Source organism: Streptomyces sp. NPDC008139, from assembly GCF_042957025.1.
Taxonomy (GTDB): Bacteria; Actinomycetota; Actinomycetes; order Streptomycetales; family Streptomycetaceae; genus Actinacidiphila.
In genome coordinates this window covers 145,733-167,706 of sequence record NZ_JBIBHM010000017.1, presented here as the reverse complement: position 1 = coordinate 167,706, position 21,974 = coordinate 145,733, and the positions used below count along the sequence as shown (strand labels likewise).

Here is a 21,974-nt window from a genome sequence, read left to right as displayed (position 1 = left end):
GGGTGCGGGCAGGTTCCTGTGGCGCCCGCGCGGGGCCACGGGATGCCGGGTTCGGCCAGGTCTGCCGTAGCGCCCGCGCGGAGCCGCCGCGCCGGATCGGGGTCCGGGCGCGGCGTCGGCCGGAGGTCCTTCCGGCCGGCGCCGCGGGCCCGTCAGTCGGGGTCGAGGGCGGACAGCCAGCCGTCCACGGCCGCCGCGGTGGCCGCGGCGTGCTCGGCCTCGATCATCGAGAAGTGGTCGCCCGGCACGTCGACGGTGTCGTGCGGCAGCGCCCAGTCGACCCGCCAGCCCTCGGCCGCACCGCCCTGGTGGCCGCCGATCGGTTCGCTCGCCCGCACCAGCAGCGTGGGCGCGGTGAGGGCGTCGAGGCCGTAGTCGAACCCGGCGTAGCGGGCGCGGGCGGTGAGCCATGCCTCGCCCGCGTCGTCGGCGGAGGTCTCCACGACCTCCCGGCGCTCGCGCAGCGAGTTCTGCAAGGTGTCCGTCCAGTCGGCGCCGAGCCCGTGCCCGCCGCCCCAGGTCGGCGTGTCGATGAGTACGAGTCCGGCCGGGGCGTGTCCGTCCGCCGCCAGCCGGGCCGCGGTGACGGCGGCGATGTTGCCGCCGCCGGAGTAGCCGAGGACCGCGAACCGCCGTCCCCCGGCGGCCTGTTGGGCCGCCTGTGCCAGCGCCTCGGTCAACGAGTCGACGGAGAAGGGCAGTTCCTCCCCGGACACGAAGCCGGGCAGGCCCACGACGGTGGTGGCGCGCCGTCCGCCGAGGCCGGCGGCGAACCGCGCGTACTGGTGGAAGTTCTGCCGCCAGATGAAGGTCGGGAAGCAGATCAGGAGCGGCTCGTCCGGGCCGTCGGCGAGCTTCACCGTCCGCAGGGGGCGGGTCAGTTCGGCGGTGGTGGTGAACTGGGCGCGGTAGTCGGCGAACCGGGCGAGCAGGTCGTGCGCCTCCTCGCCCCGTCCGAGTTCCACGGCGCGTTCGAACAGGCCGCTCAGGCCCTCGGCCGAGCGTACGGCGGGTGCCGCCGGTGCGGCGGATCCCGTGACGGCGTCGCCGAGTTCGCGGTCGAGGTGGGCGGCGAGCGCGTCGACGCTGGCGTGGTCGAAGACCAGGGTGCTGGGCAGCGCGATGCCGGTGACGGCGCTGAGCGTGGTGGACAGTTCGACGGCGGACAGCGAGTCGAAGCCGAGGGTGGACAGTTCGCGGTCCGGGTCGACGTGCTCGCCCGACGGGTGACCGAGCACCCGGGCGACCTGGAGCCGTACCACGCCCAGCAGTTCGGCGGGCCGCTCGTCGGGGCCGAGCCCGGCGAGCCGTTCCCGGAAGGTGCCGGACTCCTGACGCGCCGCCGGTTCCGCGGCGGGCACGGGGCTGACGGAAGGGGCCGGGGCGGCGGCGGTCCGGTGCATCGCGCCCGTAGCGCCGAGCCAGTAACCGGCGCCTTGGAACGCATAGGTGGGCAGGTCGACGACGCGGGCGCCGGTGCCCGCGAACACCGCCTCCCAGTCGGGCCGGACGCCGCGGGTCTGCACCGCGGCGACCGCGGCGAGCAGCGTGCGGGCCTCCGGCCGGTCGCGGCGCAGCGCCGGGACGACGACGGCGCCCGCGGCGGCCTCCCCCAGGCTGTCGCGCGCCATGGAGCTGAGCGCGGAGTCGGGACCCAGCTCGACGTAGGTGGTCACACCGGCGGCGGCCATCGTCCGCATGCCGTCGAGGAAGCGGACGGCCGAACGGATGTGGCGGGCCCAGTAGTCCGGTGAGGTCAGCTCGCCGGGCCCGGCGATCGTGCCGGTGACGTTGGAGAGCACGGGGATCTCCGGTTCGGCGAAGGTCATCGTCGCGGCCAGGTCCCTGAAGGCGTCCAGGATCGGGTCCATCCGCGTGGAGTGGGAGGCGATGCTGATCGCCAGCCGCCGGGTCTTGCGGCCCTGCGCGGCCCAGTGCGCGACGAGTTCGTCCACCGCGGCCTCGTCCCCGGAGACGACCACGGCCCGGGGGCCGTTGACCGCGCCGAGCGACACCTCGTGGTCGCGTCCGGCGAGCATCGGCGCCAGTTCGGCCTCGGACGCCTGGATCGCGGCCATCGCGCCGCCGGACGGCAGGTCGCCCATCAACCGCCCGCGCGCGGCGACCAGTTCGGCCGCCTCGGGCAGCGACAGCACCCCGGCCAGGTGCGCGGCGGACAGCTCGCCCACCGAGTGGCCGATGAGGTGGCCGGGCCGCACGCCCCACGATTCCAGCAGCCGGTACAGCGCGACCTGGACGGCGAAGGTCACCGGCTGGGTGTACCGGGTCTCGTCCAGCAGGGCCGCGTCCGGTGATCCGGGCGCCGCGAACGCCAGCTCGCGCAAGGGGCGTTCGAGGTGCGGGTCCAGCGCCGCGCAGGCGGCGTCGAAGGCCGCCGCGTACGCCGGGTAGGTGGCGTACAGCTCCTGTCCCGCGCCCGCGCGCTGTGCGCCCTGGCCGGTGAAGAGGAAGGCCGGGCGACCGCTCGCGGACGGCGGCCCGACGGCCGCGTCCGGGTCGGGCACGCCGTCGGCCAGGGCGCGCAGTCCGCGCAGCGCCTCCTCGCGGTCGGCGGCCAGGACCGTGCCGCGGGCGGTGAGTTCCGCGCGGGTGGTGGCGAGGGAGTAGCCGACGTCGGCCACCGCGAGCTCGGGCCGGTCGGCGAGGTGGTCCGCGAGCCGGGCGGCCTGGGCGCGCAGCGCGCGGCTGCCGTCACCCGAGACGGGCAGCAGGACGGGCACGGCCGGAGCGGCTACGGCATCGGCGGCCCCTTCTCCGACGGTCCTTTCACCGACGGTCCCTTCGCCGACGGCCGAAGGAGCGCGCACGCCGGTCGGCGGGGCCGGATCCGCGAGTTCCGCGGGGGCCTGTTCGAAGATCGCGTGCACATTGGTGCCGCTGATACCGAAGCCGGACACGGCGCCGCGGCGCGGTCGCGGCTGGTGCCCCGACTCGTCGGCGGGCTTGGCCTCGGGCCACGTGATGGTCTCGGTGAGCAGCCGCACCGCCCCGGAGTCCCAGTCGACAGCGGGCGTCGGGGCGTCGATGTGCAGGGACTTCGGCATCGCGCCGTTGCTGATCGCCAGCACCATCTTGAGCACCCCGGCGATGCCCGCGGCGGCCCCGGTGTGCCCGAAGTTGGACTTGATGGAACCGAGCCGGAGCGGCTGGTCGGCGGGCCGCTCCTGACCGTACGTGGCCAGCAGCGCGCTGGCCTCGATGGGGTCGCCGAGCGTCGTGCCGGAGCCGTGCGCCTCCACGATGTCGACCTCGTGCGCGGACAGCCCGGCGTTGCGCAGCGCGGCGCGGATCACCTTGGCCTGCGCGCGGCTGCTGGGCGCGGCCAGGCCGTTGCTGGCACCGTCCTGGTTGATCGCGGAGCCGCGGATCACCGCGTGCACCCGGTGGCCGTTGCGCCGGGCGTCCGACAGGCGTTCCACGACGATCGCGCCGGCGCCCTCGGCCCAGGCGAATCCGTCGGCGGCGGCGGCGAACGCCTTGATGCGGCCGTCGGCGGCGAGTCCGCGCTGATGGGTGAACTCGATGAAGAGGGTGGGGGTGGGCATCACGCTGGCGCCGCCGACCAGGGCCATGGCGCAGTCGCCCGAGCGCAGCGCCTGCGACGCCTGGTGCAGCGCGACCAGCGACGAGGAGCAGGCGGTGTCGATGGAGACCGCGGGCCCCTCCAGACCCATGACGTACGCGATCCGGCCGGACGCCACGCTGCTGGCGTTGCCGGTGAGCTGGTAGCCCATGATCTGCGGCGGCAGCTCCTCGGCGTCGGTGCCGTAGCCCGCGTAGGAGACGCCGAGGAAGACGCCGGTCGCACTGCCCTTCAGGGAGTGCGGGTCGATCCTGGCGTTCTCGACCGCGGCCCAGGACACCTCCAGGGCGAGCCGCTGCTGCGGGTCCATGGCCAGCGCCTCGCGCGGCGAGATGCCGAAGAACTCGGCGTCGAAGCGCGGCAGGTCGGTGAGGAAGCCGCCCTGCCGGGCGATCGAGGCGCCGGGGGTGTCGCCGTCGCCGAGCAGCATGCCCAGGTCCCACCCGCGGTCGTCCGGGATGTCGGTCATCATGTCCCGGCCGGACTCCAGTGCCTCCCACAGCTTCTCCGGGGTGTCCGCGCCGCCGGGGAAGCGACAGGCCATCCCGACGACGGCCAGGGGCTCGGTGGCCGCCGACAGCAGCCGCTGGTTCTCCTCGCGCAGCCGTTCCGTCTCGGTGAGGGCCGCGCGCAGCGCCTCGACGATGCGTCCGGTCTCCATGGCCATCAGTGACTCCGTTTCTGCTGGGACTTCCGTGGGGCCCGGCGCCGCTCGCGCCGCGTGTCGTGATCCCCGGTGGGCCGGGGCCCCGGGCTCGGCTCTCGCGTCGGCCGGCTCCGGGCGGGTGCTCGGGCGTTCAGAACCGGTACCGCTCCTGCCGCGGCCCCAGGTGCCCCGCGGTCCGGCTCCGTACCGCGGGTCGAGGGGCGAACCCGGTCCGTACGGTCCGGTGCCGCACCGACCGCTGCTGTACGAACCGCTGCCGTACCGACCGCTGCCGTACGTACCGGGCGCACGCCGTCACCGCTCGCCCAGCGCGGCGCGCACCAGATCGTCGACGTCCATGTCGGCGATGGCCTCGCGCCGCTCCTCCCGCGCCTCGGGTTCCTCGGGCGCGTCGGGTGTGTCGGCCAGCCGCAGCAGCGTGTCCAGGACGCCGGCGGCGCGGAGCCGGGCGAAGGGGACGGTGGCCAGCAGTCCGCGGATCCTGGCCTCCTCGGAGTCGGCCGAAGGGGGTCCCGCGACATCGGCGGAGCCCTCCACCAGCTCTTCGTGGAGCCGGGCGGCGAGCGCGGAGGGGGACGGGCAGTCGAAGACCAGGGTGCTGGGGAGTGTCAGGCCGGTCGCGGCGTTGAGCCGGTTGCGCAGCTCCACCGCGGTGAGCGAGTCGACGCCCAGGTCCTTGAAGGCCCGCGACGGGCCGACCGGGTCGGTGCCGCTGAGCCCGAGCACCGCGGAGGCGTGCGAGCGGACCAGATCGAGCAGGTGCTCGCGCTGCTCGGCCGCGGGCCGTCCGGCCAGTTTCGCGGCGAGCGAGCGCGCCTCCACCGGGGCGGTGGAGCGGGCGGCGGCTCGGCGTCCCGCGGGCCTGCCGCCGGCGACCAGTGCGCGCAGCATGCCGGGCACCGGCGCCTGCCCGGCCTGGTCGCGCAGCGTCGGCAGGTGCAGCCGGGTCGGGACGGCCAGGGCCGTGCCCGTGCCGCGCGCCGCGTCGAGCAGGGCCATGCCGCGCCGGGCGTCGATCGGCAGCACACCGGAGCCGGTCATCCGGGCGACCTGCTGCTCGTCCAGCCGCCCGGTCAGCTCGCTGACCTCCGACCAGTAGCCCCAGGCCAGGGAGAGCGCGGGCTGCCCGTGAGCGCGGCGATGGTGCGCGTACGCGTCCAGGAACGCGTTCGCGGCGGCGTAGTTGGCCTGTCCCGGGTTGCCGAGCACACCGGCGCCCGCCGAGTACAGCACGACCTCGGCCAGGTCCAACTCCCTCGTCAGGTCGGCGAGGTTGACCACGGCGTCCACCTTGGGCCGCAGCACCCGGTCGACCTGTTCCGAGGTCAGCGAGCCGACCATCCCGTCGTCCAGGACACCGGCGGTGTGCACGACGGCGGTCAGCGGGCGGTCGGCCGGGACGGCGCTCAGTACGGCGGCGAGCGCGTCGCGGTCCGCCGCGTCGCACGCGGTGACGGTGACGCTCTCGGCGCCCGACTCCAGTAGCTCCGCGCGCAGCTGTACGGCGCCGGGGGCGTCGGGACCGCGGCGGCTGGTCAGCAGCAGGTGCCGCACGCCCCATGCGGTGACCATGTGCCGGGCGGCGATCGAGCCGAGGGTGCCGGTGCCTCCGGTGACCAGCACGGTGCCGTCCGCGTCGAGCGGCTTGGGCACGGTCAGCACCAGCTTGCCGGTGTGCTTGGCCTGGCTCATCAGCCGGAACGCCTCGGGCGCGCGGCGCACGTCCCAGGTGCGGACGGGCAGCGGGCGCAGGATCCGGCGTTCGAAGAGCGCGACGAGCTTGCCGAGGATCTCCGCGATCCGGTCGGCGCCCGCGTCGATCAGGTCGTAGCGGCGGTACGCCACCCCGGGGTGGTCGGCGGCGACCGTGTCCGCGTCGCGCGGATCGGTCTTGCCCAGCTCCAGGAATGTGCCGCCCTCGGGCAGCAGCCGCAGTGAGGCGTCGATGAACTCCTGCGCCAGCGAGTTGAGTACGACGTCCACGCCGTGCCCGTGGGTGGCCGCGAGGAACTTCTCCTCGAACTCCAGGGTGCGGCTGGAGGCGATGCGGGACTCCTCGAAGCCCATCCGGTGGAGCGTGTCCCACTTGCCCTCGCTGGCCGTGGCGAAGACCTCCGCGCCCCAGTAGCGGGCGAGTTGGGCCGCGGCCATGCCGACGCCGCCGGTCGCGGCGTGCACCAGCAGGCGCTGTCCCTCGACGAGGCCCGCGAGGTCCGCGAGCCCGAACCAGGCGGTCAGGAACACCGCGGGCACGCCCGCCGCCTGCTCGAAGGACAGGCCGCGCGGTATCCGCACCACCAGCCGCTGGTCGGTGACCGAGTACGGTCCGAACGGGTCGTGCAGCAGACCCATCACCCGGTCTCCGACAGCCAACTCGGTGACGCCGGGCCCGACCTCGGTGATCAGGCCCGCGCCCTCACTGCCGAGCCGCGCCTGGCCCGGCACCATGCCGAGACTCACCAGCACGTCACGGAAGTTCACACCGGCCGCGCGGACCGACACGCGCACCTGCCCCTCCTCCAGCGGTGCCAGCGCCTCGGGGTGCGCGATCAGCGCGAGAGCGTCCAGGGTGCCGGGCGCGGTGGTGTCGAGCCGCCAGGCCGCGGCGCCGGCCGGCGGGCGCAGCAGGCGGGTGGTGTCGGTCGGGGCGAGGCGCGGCACGGTGGCCGCCCCGACGCGCAGCGCGATCTGCTGCTCGTCGGCGGCGACCGCGCTGTTGAGGGCGGCGCCGACGCGCAGCCGCGACTCGTCGCGGCCGTCGAGGTCGAGCAGCAGGAACCGGCCCGGGTTCTCGGCCTGCGCCGACCGCAGCAGCCCCCAGAGCGCTGCGTGCGCCAGGTCCTCGACATCCTCGTCCTCGGCCGCGGCGACCGCCCGCCTGGTCACCAGCGCCAGCCGGGTGCCCCGCAGCCGGTCGTCGGCCAGCCACTCCTGGAGCAGGGCGAGCGCGTCGGTGACGACGTCACGGGTGGTGGCCGCGAGGTCGTCGCCGGGCTTCGGCGTACCGAACGACAGCAGGGCCAGGCCGGGCGCGGGCGCGCCCTCGGCGATCGCGGCGGCCAACTCAACGGGGCCGGTGCGGACTTCGGCCACGGCGTCCACCGCGCGCAGCGCGGGCAGCAGACCGTGGACGTCGTCGCCGAGTACGGCCCAGCCCGCGCCGGTCGGCGCGCCCGCGTCCAACGGGAGCCGCTGCCAGTCGAGTTGGAACAGCGCGTCCTTGATGTCCGCGTCGGCGTCCGGACCCGCCGCGTCCAACTGAGCCGCGCTGACCGGCCGCATCACCAGCGAGCCCACGGACAGCACCGGGGCGCCGTCCGCGTCGGCGAGCGTCAGCCGCAGGCTGTCCTGTCCCTCGGCCGCCGTCACCCGCACCCGCACGGCCCCGGCACCGACCGCGTGCAGCGTCACGTCACGCCAGGCGAACGGCAGATAGGTGGCCGAGGAATCGAGGAAGTCGCCGAAGCCGGTGGCGTGCAGCGCCGCGTCCAGCAGTGCCGGGTGGACGCCGAACCTGCCCGCGTCCTGGTGGAGTTCGACCGGCAGCGCGGCCTCGGCGTAGACGGCGTCGCCGAGCCGCCACGCAGAGCGCAGCCCCTGGAAGGCCGGGCCGAAGGCGTAGACGGACTCCCGCGCCCGCTCGTACATCCCCTCGGTGTCGGCGGCCACGGCGCCCGGCGGCGGCCACGCGGTCCCGCCCAGCGCGGCGTCGGCACCGCCGTCCGCCGCGTCGGCGGCGGGCGCGAGCGTCGCGGTGGCGTGCCGCGTCCACTCCGCGGGGGTCTCGCCGCCCTCGGGCCGGGCGTGCACCTCCAACTCGCGGCGGCCCCGCTCGTCGGGCGCGGAGACGGACAACTGCACCTGGACGTTGCCCCGTTCGGGCAGCACCAGCGGGCTGCCGAGGGTCAGTTCCGCCACCGTGCCGCAGCCCGCGAGGTCGGCGGCGTGCAGCGCCAGCTCCACGAAAGCGGTACCGGGCAGCAGCAGTCGGCCGCCCACCCGGTGGTCGGCCAGCCAGGGGTGGGTGGCGGTCGACAGCCGCCCGGTCAGCAGCAGCCGGTCCGCGCCCGCGACCGGCAACGCGGCCCCCAGCAACGGGTGTCCGGCGGCTTCAAGACCGAGGTCGGAGGCGTCGCCGGAGTTCTTGTAGCCTTCGGCGAGCCAGTAGTGCTGGCGCTGGAAGGCGTACGTGGGCAGGTCCACCCGGTGGGCGGAGGTTGCGGCGAAGACGGACCGCCAGTCGACGAGCAGGCCGCGTACCCAACCCTCCGCGAGGGAGGTGAGGAAGCGTTCCTGGCCGCCCTCTTCGCGACGGAGCGTGCCGAGCGCGACAGCGTCCGATGCCGCGTCCTCGAAGGTCTCGGCGAGACCGACGGCGAGGACGGGGTGCGGGCTGGACTCGATGAAGTAGCCGAAGCCGTCGGAGAGTAGGGCCCGGACGGTCTCGTCGAAACGGACCTCCTGACGGAGGTTGGTCACCCAGTAGTCGGCGTCCAGCGCGGTGGTGTCGAGCTTGCCGCCGGTCACCGTCGAGTAGAACGGGACATCGGACGAGGTCGGTTCGATCCCGGACAGAGCCTCAACGACCTCGTCACGTATGGCGTCCACCTGCGCCGAGTGCGATGCGTAGTCGACATCGATACGGCGCGCCCGTACGCCCTCGGCCTCGCATCCGGCGAGGAGGTCCTCCAACGCCTCCGGCTCACCGGAGACGACCGTGGACGACGGGCCGTTCACTGAGGCGACGGATATCCGCCCCCCGAAACGCCCGATCTGCTCCCGCACCGCTTCCGCCGGGAGGGCGACGGACACCATCCCACCCCGGCCCGACAAGGTCCCGCGAATGGCCCTCGCGCGCAACGCCACCACACGCGCCGCATCCTCCACGGAAAGAGCACCCGCCACGCAAGCAGCGGCAATCTCGCCCTGACTGTGACCGATCACCGCACCCGGCTCAACACCGGCAGCACGCCACACCGCCGCCAGCGACACCATCACCGCCCACAACGCACCCTGAACCACCACCACGTCATCCAGGACGCCCTCCCGGATCGCCTCCACCACCGACGACCCGACATAAGGACGCAGCGCCGCGTCACACTCAGCCAACCGCGCCGCGAACACCGGCGAGGAAGCAAGCAACTCCATCGCCATCCCCGCCCACTGCGACCCCTGACCAGGGAAGACGAAAACCACCCGGCCGGAACCCGGACGCACCACACCGGACACCACACCCGGCGCCGGGACTCCCTCCGCGACAGACCCCAGCAGGCCCCGCGCCTGGTGCGCCTCCGTAGCGAGGGCCACGCCGCGGTGCTCCAGGGCGGCCCGTGACGTGGCGAGCGACAGCCCGACGTCGGCCGGGCGGGAGCTGTCGCCGACGTGGTGCGCGAGCCGTTCGGCCTGCTCGCGCAGAGCGGCGGCCGACCGCCCGGACACCAGCCACGGGACGACCGTCAGCGGCCCCAACGGGCTTCTGTCCGGGCCGACTTCGGGTTCCGAGACGGCCTGCGCGCCGTCGTGCTCCGGCTCCTCCAGGATCACGTGCGCGTTCGTCCCGCTGATCCCGAAGGAGGACACGGCGGCCCGGCGCGGCCGGTCGGCGCGCTTCCATTCGAGCGGCTCGGTGAGAAGTTCGACTCCGCCGCTGGACCAGTCGATGAAGGGGGACGGCTCGTCGACGTGGAGGGTGCGCGGCAGCAGTCCGTTCCGCATCGCCTGGACCATCTTGATGACGCCCGCCACGCCCGCCGCGTGGGCGGTGTGGCCGATGTTGGACTTGATGGAGCCGAGCTTGAGGGCGTCGCTGTCGGCGCGGTTCCGCCCGTAGGTCGCGAGCAGGGCCTGGGCCTCGATGGGGTCGCCGAGCCGGGTGCCCGTGCCGTGGGCCTCGACAGCGTCCACCTGGTCGACGGACAGGCGTGCGTCGGCGAGGGCGTCGCGAATGACGCGCTCCTGGGACGGGCCGTTGGGGGCGGTGAGCCCGTTGCTGGCGCCGTCCTGGTTGAGGGCCGAGCCGCGGAGCACGGCGAGCACTTGGTGGCCCTGGCGCCGCGCGTCCGACAGCCGCTCCAGCAGCAGCACGCCCGCGCCCTCGGACGGGCCGAAGCCGTCGGCCGCCCCGGCGAAGGACTTGCAGCGGCCGTCGGGCGCGAGGGCGCGCTGCCTGCTGAACGCGATGAAGCCCTGCGGTGTCGGCATGACCGCGACACCGCCTGCGAGCGCGAAGGAGCACTCACCCGACCGCAGCGCCTGCACCGCCAGGTGCATCGCGACCAGCGACGACGAGCACGCGGTGTCGACGGTGAGCGCGGGGCCCTCCAGGCCGAGGCTGTAGGAGACGCGGCCGGAGACGACGCTGGCGAAGGAGCCGACCCCGATGTAGCCCTCAAGGCCCTCGGGCACCTTGTGGTTGCCGGTGACGTAGTCGACGGTGGCGGCGCCGACGAACACACCGCCGCGGCTGCCCTTGACGGACAGCGGGTCGATGCCCGCGCGCTCCAGCACCTCCCAGGAGATCTCCAGCATGAGCCGCTGCTGCGGGTCCATGATCAGGGCCTCGCGGGCGTTGACGCTGAAGAAGTCGGCGTCGAACTGGTCGGCGTCGTGCAGGAATCCGCCCTCGCGCACGTAGTTCTTGCCCTCGGCGTCGGGGTCGGCGTCGTAGAGGCTGTCCAGGTCCCAGCCGCGGTTGACGGGGAACGGGGTGATGGCGTCGCCGTCCTCGGCGACCAACTGCCACAGGTCGTCGGGGGTTTCGACGCCGCCCGGGTAGCGGCAGGCCATCGCCACGATCGCGATGGGCTGCGGGTCCTCCAGCTCGCGGACCCGGCGCCGCGCCTTGCGCAGGTCGGCGGTGGCGCGCTTGAGGTACTCGCGGAGCTTGTCCTCGCCGACCTGGCCGGCGCCGGCGCTGCTGACCGTGGTGTCCATCAGGAGTCACACCTATTCGTGTTCGGGTTCGGTGAGGTCACAGCCGTACGGTGGGCGCCGTCACGGGGTGTCGAGTTCGTCGTCGAGCATGGCGAGCAGCTCGGAATCGGTGGCCGCTTCGAGATCGAGGTCGTCCTCGGCCTTGCCGGCGGACCGGGCGGCGCCGGGGTCCTGCGCGTCCTGCAATTTGGAGGCCAGGGCGTGCAGCCGCGCGGTGACCTTCCGCCGCAGCTCGTCGTCGGCGGCCGGCAGGTCCAGCAGCACCGATTCCAGGCGGTCCAGTTCGGCGAGGGCCGGGACGGTCTCGGCGGCTTCGCCCGGAGCGAGTTGGCCGCGGATAAATCGGGCCGCGGCGGTCATGGTCGGGTGGTCGAAGGCGATGCTGGCGGGCAACTGGACACCGATGGAAGCCTGGAGCCGGTTGCGCAGCTCCAGCGCGGTCAGGGAGTCGAAGCCCAGCTCCTTGAAGGCCCGGTCGGTCTCGATGGCCTCGGGCGAGCCGTGGCCGAGCACCGAGGCGACATGGCCGCGGATCAACTCCTCCAGCCTGTGCAGTTGTTCGGCCTGCGACAGCCCGGCGAGCCGGGCCGACCAGTCGGCCGCCGCGCTCTCCGCGCGCGGTGCCTCCACCTTGCGCCTGGCCGGTGCGGCGGCCTGGACGAGGCCGCGCAGGAGGTCGGGGAGCGTGCCGGACGCGGCCCGTACGCGCAGCGCGTCGGTGTCGAGCCGGATGGGGACGAGCAGGCTCTCGCCATCGGTGACGGCCGCGTCGAACAGGTCGGTGCCCTGGCGCGCGGACAGCGGCAGGACCCCGGCCCGCGCGACCTTGGCCGCGTCGGCGTCGGCGCCCATCGCGCTGCTCTGCGCCCACAGGCCCCAGGCGAGGGACTGACCCGGCAGCCCGAGGTCGCGCCGCTGCCGGGCGAGGGCGTCGACGAAGGCGTTGGCGGCGGCGTAGTTGGCCTGGGCGATGCTGCCGAGGACGCCGGAGGCGGAGGAGAACAGCACGAACGCGGACAGGTCGGCGTCGCGCGTGAGGTCGTGCAGATTGAGGGCGGCGTCGGCCTTGGGCGCGAAGACCCGGTCGATGTCCTGCGCGGTGAGCCGTTCCAGCGAGGCGTCGGACAGCACGCCCGCGCAGTGCAGGACGGCGGTCAGCGGGCGTTCCTCGGGGACGGTCGCCAGGACGGCGGCGAGCGCGTCACGGTCCGCGGCGTCACACGCGGCGACGGTCACGGTCGCGGCACCCGACCCGACGAGCTCATCCCGCAACTCGGCCGCGCCGGGGGCCTCTTCGCCACGGCGGCCGACCAACAGCAGATGACGTACGCCCTGCCGCTGGACCAGGTGACGGGCGATCAGGCCGCCGAGGGCGCCGGTGCCGCCGGTGATCAGGACGGTGCCGTCGGGCCGCCATGGGGTGCCGCCTGCCGCCGACGACGTGGCACGGGCGAGCCGGGGCACCATGACCGTGCCCGCGCGCAGGGCGAGTTGGGGTTCGCCGGAGCCGACAGCGGCGGGTACGGAGGTGGGGAAGAGCGCCAGCGAGCCCAAGTCGTCGTCCACGTCGACCAGGACGAACCGGCCGGGGTGCGCGGCCTGCGCCGAACGGATCAGACCCCACAGCGCGGCGCCGACGAGGTCGCCGATCCGGTCCTCGGCGCGGGCAGCGACCGCGTGCCGGGTGAAGACGACCAGTCGGGACGGTGCCAGCCGGTCCTCGGCGAGCCAGCTCTGCACCGTGGCGAGGAGGTCGACGGTGGCGGCACGGGCGGCCGAGGCGTCGTCCCGCTCGTGCGGACCGAACCCGTCGCTGACGGCGACGAGTTCGGGCGCGGGAAGCCCCGCGTCGAGAGCTTCGGTGAGCGCGCCGAGATCGTCGTACGCCTGCGGGTACGCCCCGGACTCCTCCAGGGCTTCGGTGAGCCGGTCGTCGACCGGGCCGAGCAGCAGCCAGTCGGCGCTCTGGCCGGAGACGGGAACCGGCGCCCACTCCACGCGGTGGAGGCTGTCCGGCCGGCCGGCGGCCGAGTGGTTCACCTCGTCGGCGGTCACCGGCTGCGGCAGCCCGGCGTCCAGGACGGCGACCGGGCGGCCGTCGGGATCGGTGAACGTCGCGGTGAACTCGTCGGGTTGGCCGGTCGGACGCAGGTGGGCGCGGAGCGCGGTCGCCCCGGCGGCGCGCAGCGAGAAGCCGGACCACCGCGTCCACTGGGCGTTCAGGTTCCGGTTGACCAAAGCGGGTTGCAGAGCGGCGTCCAGCAGAGCCGGATGAAGGCAGAACCGGGCGGCGTCGCGGGCGTGTTCCTCGGGCAGCCGGATCTCGGCGTAGTACTCGCGGCCGACCCGCCACAGCTTGCGCAGGCCCTCGAACGCCGGGCCGTACGCCTGGCCCAGGTCGGCCATCCGGCGGTGGAAGTAGGCGAGGCTGACGGGCTGCGCGCCGCTGGGCGGCCAGACGGAGCCTTCGAGTTCGTCGGCCGGGCCGGACGCGTCCGGTTCCTCGGGTACGAGGACGCCGGTGGCATGCCGGACCCATGGCGCGTCCGGCTCGGCGTCCTCGGCGCGGGCGTACACGGCCAGCGGGCGGCCCCCGTCCTCGTCGGGCGCGCCCACGGACACCTGGACGTGCACCGCGGCCTTTCCCCGCAGCGCGAGCGGTACGGTCGGCTCCAGCGTCTCGATCCGGCCGCAGCCCGCCATCTCGCCCGCGTAGAGGGCGAGTTCGGCGAAGACGGCGCCGGGCAGCACGGGACGGTCGTGCAGACTGTGGTCGGCCAGCCACGGGTGGGTGCGCAGCGAGAGGCGGCCCGTCAGCACGATCCGGTCCTCGCCGGCGACGCGGACCGCGGCCGACAGCAGCGGGTGATCGACGGCCTCCTGCCCGAGCCCGCTCGGGTCCCCGGCGCGCGCGGCGTCGCCCTCCAGCCAGTAGCGCTGGTGCTGGAAGGCGTAGGTGGGGAGGTCTACGTGGTGGGCGGGGGCACCGGCGAAGACGGACCGCCAGTCGACGGGCAGGCCGCGTACCCATCCTTCGGCGAGGGAGGTGAGGAAGCGTTCCTGGCCGCCCTCTTCGCGGCGGAGGGTGCCCAGGGCGACGGCGTCGGAGGCCGCGTCCTCGAAGGTCTCCGCGAGACCGACTGCGAGAACCGGGTGCGGGCTGGACTCGATGAAGTACCCGAAGCCGTCGGAGAGCAGGGCCCGGACGGTCTCGTCGAAACGGACCTCCTGACGGAGGTTGGTCACCCAATACGCAGCGTCCAGCGCGGTGGTGTCGAGCTTGCCGCCGGTCACCGTGGAGTAGAACGGGATCTGCGACGACTGCGGCTCGATGCCCGACAGGGCCTCAACGACCTCATCGCGGATGGCATCCACCTGTGCCGAGTGCGACGCGTAGTCCACATCGATACGACGCGCCCGTACGCCCCCCGCCTCGCATGCGGCGAGAACGTCGTCCAACGTCTCCGGCTCACCCGAAACCACCGTGGACGAAGGCCCGTTCACCGAAGCCACACCGATCCGGCCGTCCCAGCGCGCGATCAGCTCACGTACGTCCTGCGCGGGCAGCGCCACCGACACCATCCCGCCCCGACCCGACAACGACCCGCGAATGGCCTTCGCCCGCAACGCCACCACACGCGCCGCGTCCTCCACGGAAAGAGCACCCGCCACGCAAGCGGCGGCAATCTCGCCCTGGCTGTGACCGATCACCGCACCCGGCTCGACACCGGCAGCACGCCACACCGCCGCCAGCGACACCATCACCGCCCACAACGCACCCTGAACCACCACCACGTCATCCAGAGCACCCTCGCGGATCGCCTCCACCACCGACGACCCCACGTAAGGCAACAGCGCCGCGTCACACTCAGCCAACCGCGCCCCGAACACCGGAGACGAGGCAAGCAACTCCATCGCCATCCCCACCCACTGCGACCCCTGACCAGGGAACACGAAAACCACACGGCCGGAACCCGGACGCACCACACCGGACACCAGACCCGGCGCCGGGACGCCCTCCGACAGCGAACCGAGCGCGCTGAGCGCCGACTTGGTGTCGGTGGCGACGGTGACGGCGCGGTGCTCGTGCTCGGCGCGGGTGAGGGCGAGCGCCCGGCCGATGGAGGCGAGTTCCGGGGCGTCGGAGTCGCCCGCGTATCCGCTCAGTCGGCGGGCCTGGGCGCGCAGGGCGGCGGCGGACCGGCCCGACACGGGCCACGGGACGGCGTTCAGCGGGCCCAACGGGCCTTCGTCCAGCGCGGATTCGGCCTCGTCCGGCTCGGCGAAGTCGGTGGCGGCTTCCAGGACGACATGCGCGTTGGTGCCGCTGATGCCGAAGGCGGAGACGCCCGCGCGGCGCGGCCGGTCATCGGCGGTCGGCCACTGCCTGGCCTCGGTCAGCAGCTCGACGGTACCGCTGGACCAGTCGACCTGGGGGGTCGGCGCGTCCACGTGCAGGGTGCGCGGCAGCAGTCCGTACCGCATGGCCTGCACCATCTTGATCACGCCCGCGACACCCGCGGCGGCCTGCGCGTGCCCGATGTTCGACTTGACCGAACCGAGCCACAGCGGCCGGTCGGCGGGGCGGTCCTTGCCGTAGGTGGCGAGCAGTGCCTGCGCTTCGATCGGGTCGCCGAGCGTCGTGCCCGTACCGTGCGCCTCGACCGCGTCGACCTCGTCGCCGGTCAGCCGGGCGTCGGCGAGCGCGGCCTCGATCACCCGGCGCTGCGAGGGGCCGTTGGGGGCGGTCAGGCCGTTGCTCGCGCCGTCCTGGTTGACCGCGGTGCCGCGGACCACGGCCAGCACGCGGTGGCCGTTGCGCCGGGCGTCCGACAGCCGCTCCAACAGCACCAGGCCCGCGCCCTCGGAGAAGCTGGTGCCGTCCGCGGCGGCGGCGAACGCCTTGCACCGGGCGTTGGGCGCGAGCATCTGCTGGCGGCTGAACTCGATGAACTCCATCGGGCTCGGCATCACCATCGCGCCTCCGGCCAGGGCGAGTTCGGACTCGCCGTCGCGCAGCGACCGCACGGCCAGGTGCAGGGCGACCAGCGACGACGAGCACGCGGTGTCCACCGTCAGCGCCGGGCCCTCCAGGCCGAAGGCGTAGGACACACGGCCGGAGACCACGCTGTTGGCCGACCCGGTCATCGTGTAGCCCTCAAGGCCCTCGGGTATCCGCGCGACATCGGCGCCGTACCCGGTGTAGGACGCGCCGACGAACACGCCGGTACGGCTGCCGCGCAGGTCGGCGGGTGCGATACCGGCCCGCTCGAACGCCTCGTACGCGGACTCCAGGACCAGCCGCTGCTGCGGGTCCATGGCCAGCGCCTCGCGCGGCGAGATGCCGAACAGCTCGGCGTCGAAGTCGGCGGCGCCGTCCACGAAGCCGCCCTCGCAGGCGAGTTCGACGCCCTCGGGGTCGAACAGCCTCAGGTCGTCGGTCTCCCAGCCACGGTCGCCGGGGAAGCCGGTCATCGCGTCCCCCTCCCCCGCGACGAGGTCCCACAGGTCCTCGGGGGAGGTGACACCGCCGGGATAGCGGCAGGCCATGCCGATGACCGCGACGGGTTCGTGGCTCTGCGCCTCGACCGTCCGCAGCCGCCGCTGCGTGCGCCTCAGGTCGGTCATGACCTTGTTGAGGTAGTCGCGGAGCTTCTTCTCGTCGGTGGACGGGGCCTGGTTCGTCATCGCGTGCACTCCGGGGATCGTGGGGACCTGCGGGCGGGGTTTCCAGAGAACGAGCGGGTCATCACGTGCCCAGCTCACGGTCGATCAGGGCGAAGATCTCCTCGTTGCTCGCGGCGCCCAGCGCGTCCTCGTCCGTCGCGCTCCCGCCGTGGTCTTCGGGTGCCTCGTCGTCCGCGGCCTCGTCGTCGCCGACCTTCCACAGCAGGCGCTCAAGGCGCTTGACGAATTTCGCGCGGGCCGGTCCCTCGGGCAGCCCGGCCGCCAAAGCGCTTTCCAGTCGGTCGAGTTCGGCCAGGCCCGGCGTCCCGGCGGTGTCCTCGCCGCCGAGGCCCAGTTCCTCGCGCAGGTGGCGGGCGAGGACCGCGACCGTCGGATAGTCGAAGACGAGCGTCGACGGCAGGGCCAGGCCGGTCGCCGTACCGATCCGGTTGCGCAGTTCGACCGCCATGAGGGAGTCGAAGCCCAGCTCGCGGAACGGCCGGTCCTGGTCGACGGATTCCCCCGTGGCGCCGTCGAGGGTCACGTGGCTGGTGACCGCGGCGGCGTGCCCGCGCACCAACTCGACCAGCTCGCGCTCCTGTTCCGCCGCCGGGCGGCCCGCCAGCCGGGAGCGCAGTTCCCCTGCGGCGGCCGCTCCGGTCCCCGCTGCCTCCGTGTCGCCCGCCGCACCGGACCGCAGCGCGGCGACCGCCTCGGGGATCTCCGCGAACAGCGCGGTCGGGCGCTTGGCGTGGAAGACGGGCGCGAACCGCTCCCAGCGCAGGTCGATGACCACCGGGGCGGTCTCGTCGCGGTCGAGCGCCTGTTGGAGGGCGGTCACGGCCAGCGCGGGCGTCATCTCGTGGATGCCCTCCAGGCGGCCTCGGGCACCGACGTCCCCCGCGGCCATACCGGTACCGGCCCACGTACCCCATGCCACGGAGGTGGCGGGAAGTCCCTCGGCGCGGCGGCGCTCGGCCAGCGCGTCCAGGAACGCGTTGCCTGGCGCGTAGTTGCCGAGCCCCGGCATGCCGAAGGTCGCTCCGAAGGACGAACAGAGCACGAACGCCGACAAGTTCATGTCCCGCGTCAACTCGTGCAGATGCACCGCGGCGCCGGCCTTGACGCGCAGCACCCGTTCCATCTGATCACGGGTCAGATGCGCCACCACGCTGTCGTCCAGGACGGCCGCGGCGTGGAACACGGCCGACAGCGGTTCCTCCGCCGGGATCGCGGCGAGTACGGCGGCGAGCGCGTCGCGGTCCGCCACATCGCACGCGGCGAAGGTGATCCGTGCCCCGGCCTGCACCAGCTCCTTCTCCAGGGCGGCGGCGCCCGGCGCGTCCGCCCCGCGACGGCTGACCAGCACCAGATGCGGCGCTCCCCCGGCGGCCAGCCAGCGGGCGATGTGCGCGCCGATCCCGCCGGTACCGCCCGTGACCAGCACGGTGTCCTCGGGCAGCCACGTACGGACGGCGGCCGAGTCGGCGGCCGGGGGCCGCAGCAGACGGCGGCCCAGCAGCCCGCCGAGGTCCGGGCGCAGCGCCACATGGTCCTCGTCGGCGATCCCGGCGAGGGCGGCGGCGAGGGTACGGCCGGCGCGGGCCACCGCCTCCTCGGACAGGTCCGCGAGCGGCGCGGCCGGAAGGTCCAGCAGCCCGCCCCACAGCAGTGGGTGCTCCAGCGCCACCACCCGGCCGAGGCCCCAGATCTGCGCCTGCGCCGCCGAGACCGTCCTGTCCCCCGCCGCCACCGACACCGCGCCACGGGTGGCGCACCACAGCGTCGGCTGCGTCCCGGACTCCTCGGCCACCGCCACCAGGGCCTGGACCAGGGAAACGGTGGCGGCCAGGCCCTCCGTGACCGCCGGGTGCTCGGGGTCGGGCGTCTCGTCCAGCGCGAGCAGGGACAGGACGCCGGTGAGGGGGGTGGTCCGCTCGGTCGTGTCGCCGTCGGTGCGGGACCGCAGCTCTGCGGCGAGGGCGTCGGCGCTTCCCGCTGTAATGGTCGCGTCGAGGTGCAGCCGTTCGACCTGGGCGCCGTGGCCGGTCAGGGCCGCGGCGGCGAGGTCGGCCCATTCGGCGGGACACCGGTCGGCCGGGGGCAGCACCAGCAGCCAGCGACCGGTGAGCCGTACCTGCGCCGGGGACACGACCGGCCGCCAGCCGATCCGGTACCGCCAGCCGTCGACCGCCGACGCCTCACGGCGGCGCCTGCGCCACGTGGACAGCGCGGGCAGCGCCTCGCGCAGCGGCAGATCGGTGATGACGCCCAGCTCACCGGCCACCGTGTCGGCGTCTCCGCCGTCCACGGCCGCCCAGAAGGCCTCCTCCACGACATCGGGCACCCCGGCGCTCGCCGCGCCGCCCGCCGCTGCCCGCTCGGGATCGTCGTCCTCCAGCCAGTAGCGCTGCCGCTGGAAGGCGTAGGTGGGGAGGTCTACGTGGTGGGCCGGGGTTCCCGCGAAGACGGAGCGCCAGTCGACGGGGAGGCCGCGTACCCATCCTTCGGCGAGGGAGGTCAGGAAGCGTTCCTGGCCGCCTTCGTCCCGGCGAAGGGTGCCGAGTGCGACCGCGTCGGAGCCCGCGTCCTCGAAGGTCTCGGCGAGACCGACGGCGAGGACGGGGTGGGGGCTGGACTCGATGAAGTACCCGAAGCCGTCTGAGAGGAGGGCTCGGACGGTCTCGTCGAAACGGACTTCCTGGCGGAGGTTCGTCACCCAGTACTCGGCGTCGAGCGTGGTCGTGTCGATACGGCCGCCGGTCACCGTCGAGTAGAACGGCACCTCGGAGGTTGCCGGTTCGATGCCGGACAGGGCCTGGACGACCTCGTCACGTATGGCATCCACCTGCGCCGAGTGCGACGCGTAGTCCACATCGATACGACGCGCCCGTACGCCCTCGGCCTCACACGCCGTCAGTAGCTCATCCAACGCGCCGGGTTCACCCGAGACCACTGTGGACGAAGGCCCGTTCACCGACGCGACGGAGATACGACCGTCCCAGCGCGCGATCCGCTCACGTACGTCCTGCGCGGGCAGCGCGACGGACACCATCCCGCCGTTGCCGGACAAGGTCCCGCGTATGGCTTTCGCCCGCAACGCCACCACACGCGCCGCATCCTCCACGGAAAGAGCACCCGCCACGCAAGCGGCGGCAATCTCGCCCTGACTGTGACCGATCACCGCACCCGGCTCAACACCGGCAGCACGCCACACCGCCGCCAGCGACACCATCACCGCCCACAACGCCCCCTGAACAACCACCACGTCATCCAGAGCACCCTCGCGGATCGCCTCCACCACCGACGACCCCACATGAGGCAACAGGGCCGCGTCACACTCAGCCAACCGCGCCCCGAACACCGGCGAGGAGTCCAACAACCCCAACGCCATCCCCGCCCACTGCGACCCCTGACCGGGGAAGACAAACACCACCCGGCCCGCGTCGGAGCGAACCGCTCCGCTGACCAGGCCGGGGGCGGGCGTGTCCGCCGCGAGCGCGCCGAGTACGTCCAGGGCCTGTGTGCTGCTCGCGACCAGGACCACCGCGCGGTGCTCCATCGCGGAGCGGGTGGTGGCCAGCGAGAGGCCGATGTCCGCGGCTGCGGCGGTAGCGGCCAGGTCGGTGGCCAACCGGTCCGCCTGCCCGCGCAGCCCTGCGGCCGACCGTGCGGACACCGGCCACGGAACGACGGTGAGCGAGCCCAACGGGCCCTCGGCGGGGCCGAGTTCGGCGATGTCCTCGCTTGCGGCTTGCGGCTCCTCCAGGATCACGTGTGCGTTCGTCCCGCTGATCCCGAAGGCCGACACGCCCGCCCGCCGCGTACGTCCCTCGCCCCGGACCCACTCGCGCGCCTCCGCCAGCAGCTCCACCCCGCCGCCGGACCACTCCACATGCGGCGTCGGCTCGTCGACATGCAGGGTCCTCGGCAGGACTCCGTGCCGCATGGCCTGGACCATCTTGATCACGCCCGCCACGCCCGCAGCGGGTCCTGAGTGCCCGATGTTGGACTTCACCGAGCCCAGCCACAAGGGCCGTTCGCCGGTCCGCTCCCGCCCGTACGTCGCGAGCAGCGCTTGCGCCTCGATGGGGTCACCGAGCGTCGTGCCGGTGCCGTGCGCCTCGACCACGTCCACGTCCGCGGCGCTGAGGCGGGCGTCGGCGAGCGCGTCGCGTATCACCCGTTCCTGAGCGAGGTTGTTGGGGGCGGACAGTCCGTTGCTGGCACCGTCCTGGTTGAGCGCGGTGCCACGGACGACGGCCAGGACACGGTGGCCTTTGCGGCGTGCGTCCGACAGCCGCTCGACGAGCAACGCGCCCGCGCCCTCGGCCCAGTTGGTGCCGTCAGCGGCGGCGGCGAACGCCTTGATCCGGCCGTCGGGCGCCAGGCCGCGCTGGCGGCTGAACTCCACGAAGGCGTCCGGAGTCGGCATGACCGCGACGCCGCCCGCGAGTGCCATCGTGCAGTCGCCGGAACGCAGCGCCTGCACGGCCAGGTGCAGGGCCACCAGCGACGACGAGCACGCCGTCTCGACGCTGAGCGCGGGCCCTTGGAAACCGAACGTGTACGCGATCCGCCCGGCGGCGACGCTCGACATGGTGCCGGTGATGACGTAGCCCTCGACCGGCTCGGGCGTGCGCCGCAGCCGCGACACGTATCCGTTGGCGACGATTCCGGTGTAGACGCCGACCCGTTCCTCGCGCACGGCGCGCGGGTCGATGCCCGCACGCTCGAACGCCTCCCAGGAGATCTCCAGCATGAGCCGCTGCTGCGGGTCCATGCCGAGCGCCTCGCGCGGGGTGATGCCGAAGAACGCGGGGTCGAAGTCGGCCGCGCCGTCGAGGAATCCGCCCTCGGTGACGTAACTGGTGCCACGGCTCTCCGGGTCGGGGTCGAAGAGTCCGGCCAGGTCCCAGCCGCGGTCGTCGGGGAACGGGCCGATGGCGTCACGCTCGCCGTCCACCAACCGCCACAGATCCTCGGGCGATCGCACACCGCCCGGGTAGCGGCAGGCCATGCCGACAATCGCGATCGGCTCCTGGGCGGCGGCCTCGGCCTCCCGCAGCCGCTGCTTCGTGACGCCCAAGTCGGCCATCACCC

General features: G+C 73.9%; 4 protein-coding genes. All 4 read right to left on the bottom strand.

Annotated features, from left to right (window positions below; translation table 11 throughout):
• Window positions 1–152: 152 nt before the first annotated feature.
• Window positions 153–4,271: a beta-ketoacyl synthase N-terminal-like domain-containing protein gene (locus ACFZBB_RS30615; RefSeq protein ID WP_391129164.1), complete on the bottom strand. Its 4,119-nt coding sequence runs from the start codon at window positions 4,269–4,271 to the stop codon at window positions 153–155.
• Between the two features lie 294 nt (window positions 4,272–4,565).
• On the bottom strand, window positions 4,566–11,204 hold the full coding sequence (locus tag ACFZBB_RS30610) for an SDR family NAD(P)-dependent oxidoreductase (RefSeq protein WP_391129162.1): 6,639 nt from the start codon (window positions 11,202–11,204) through the stop codon (window positions 4,566–4,568).
• 60 nt (window positions 11,205–11,264) lie between these two features.
• Window positions 11,265–16,892: an SDR family NAD(P)-dependent oxidoreductase gene (locus ACFZBB_RS30605; protein ID WP_391129158.1), complete on the bottom strand. Its 5,628-nt coding sequence runs from the start codon at window positions 16,890–16,892 to the stop codon at window positions 11,265–11,267.
• 61 nt (window positions 16,893–16,953) lie between these two features.
• Window positions 16,954–21,972 carry a type I polyketide synthase gene (locus tag ACFZBB_RS30600; protein WP_391129243.1) on the bottom strand — a complete coding sequence of 1,673 codons (5,019 nt, stop codon included), beginning with the start codon at window positions 21,970–21,972 and terminating at the stop codon, window positions 16,954–16,956.
• Window positions 21,973–21,974: the final 2 nt, after the last annotated feature.

What these genes read in the sequence shown, in the direction of transcription:
- ACFZBB_RS30615 (WP_391129164.1), bottom strand. Translation starts at nt 4,271, where the DNA reads ATGGCCATGGAGACCGGACGCATCGTCGAGGCGCTGCGCGCGGCCCTC.
- ACFZBB_RS30610 (WP_391129162.1), bottom strand. Translation starts at nt 11,204, where the DNA reads ATGGACACCACGGTCAGCAGCGCCGGCGCCGGCCAGGTCGGCGAGGAC.
- ACFZBB_RS30605 (WP_391129158.1), bottom strand. Translation starts at nt 16,892, where the DNA reads ATGACGAACCAGGCCCCGTCCACCGACGAGAAGAAGCTCCGCGACTAC.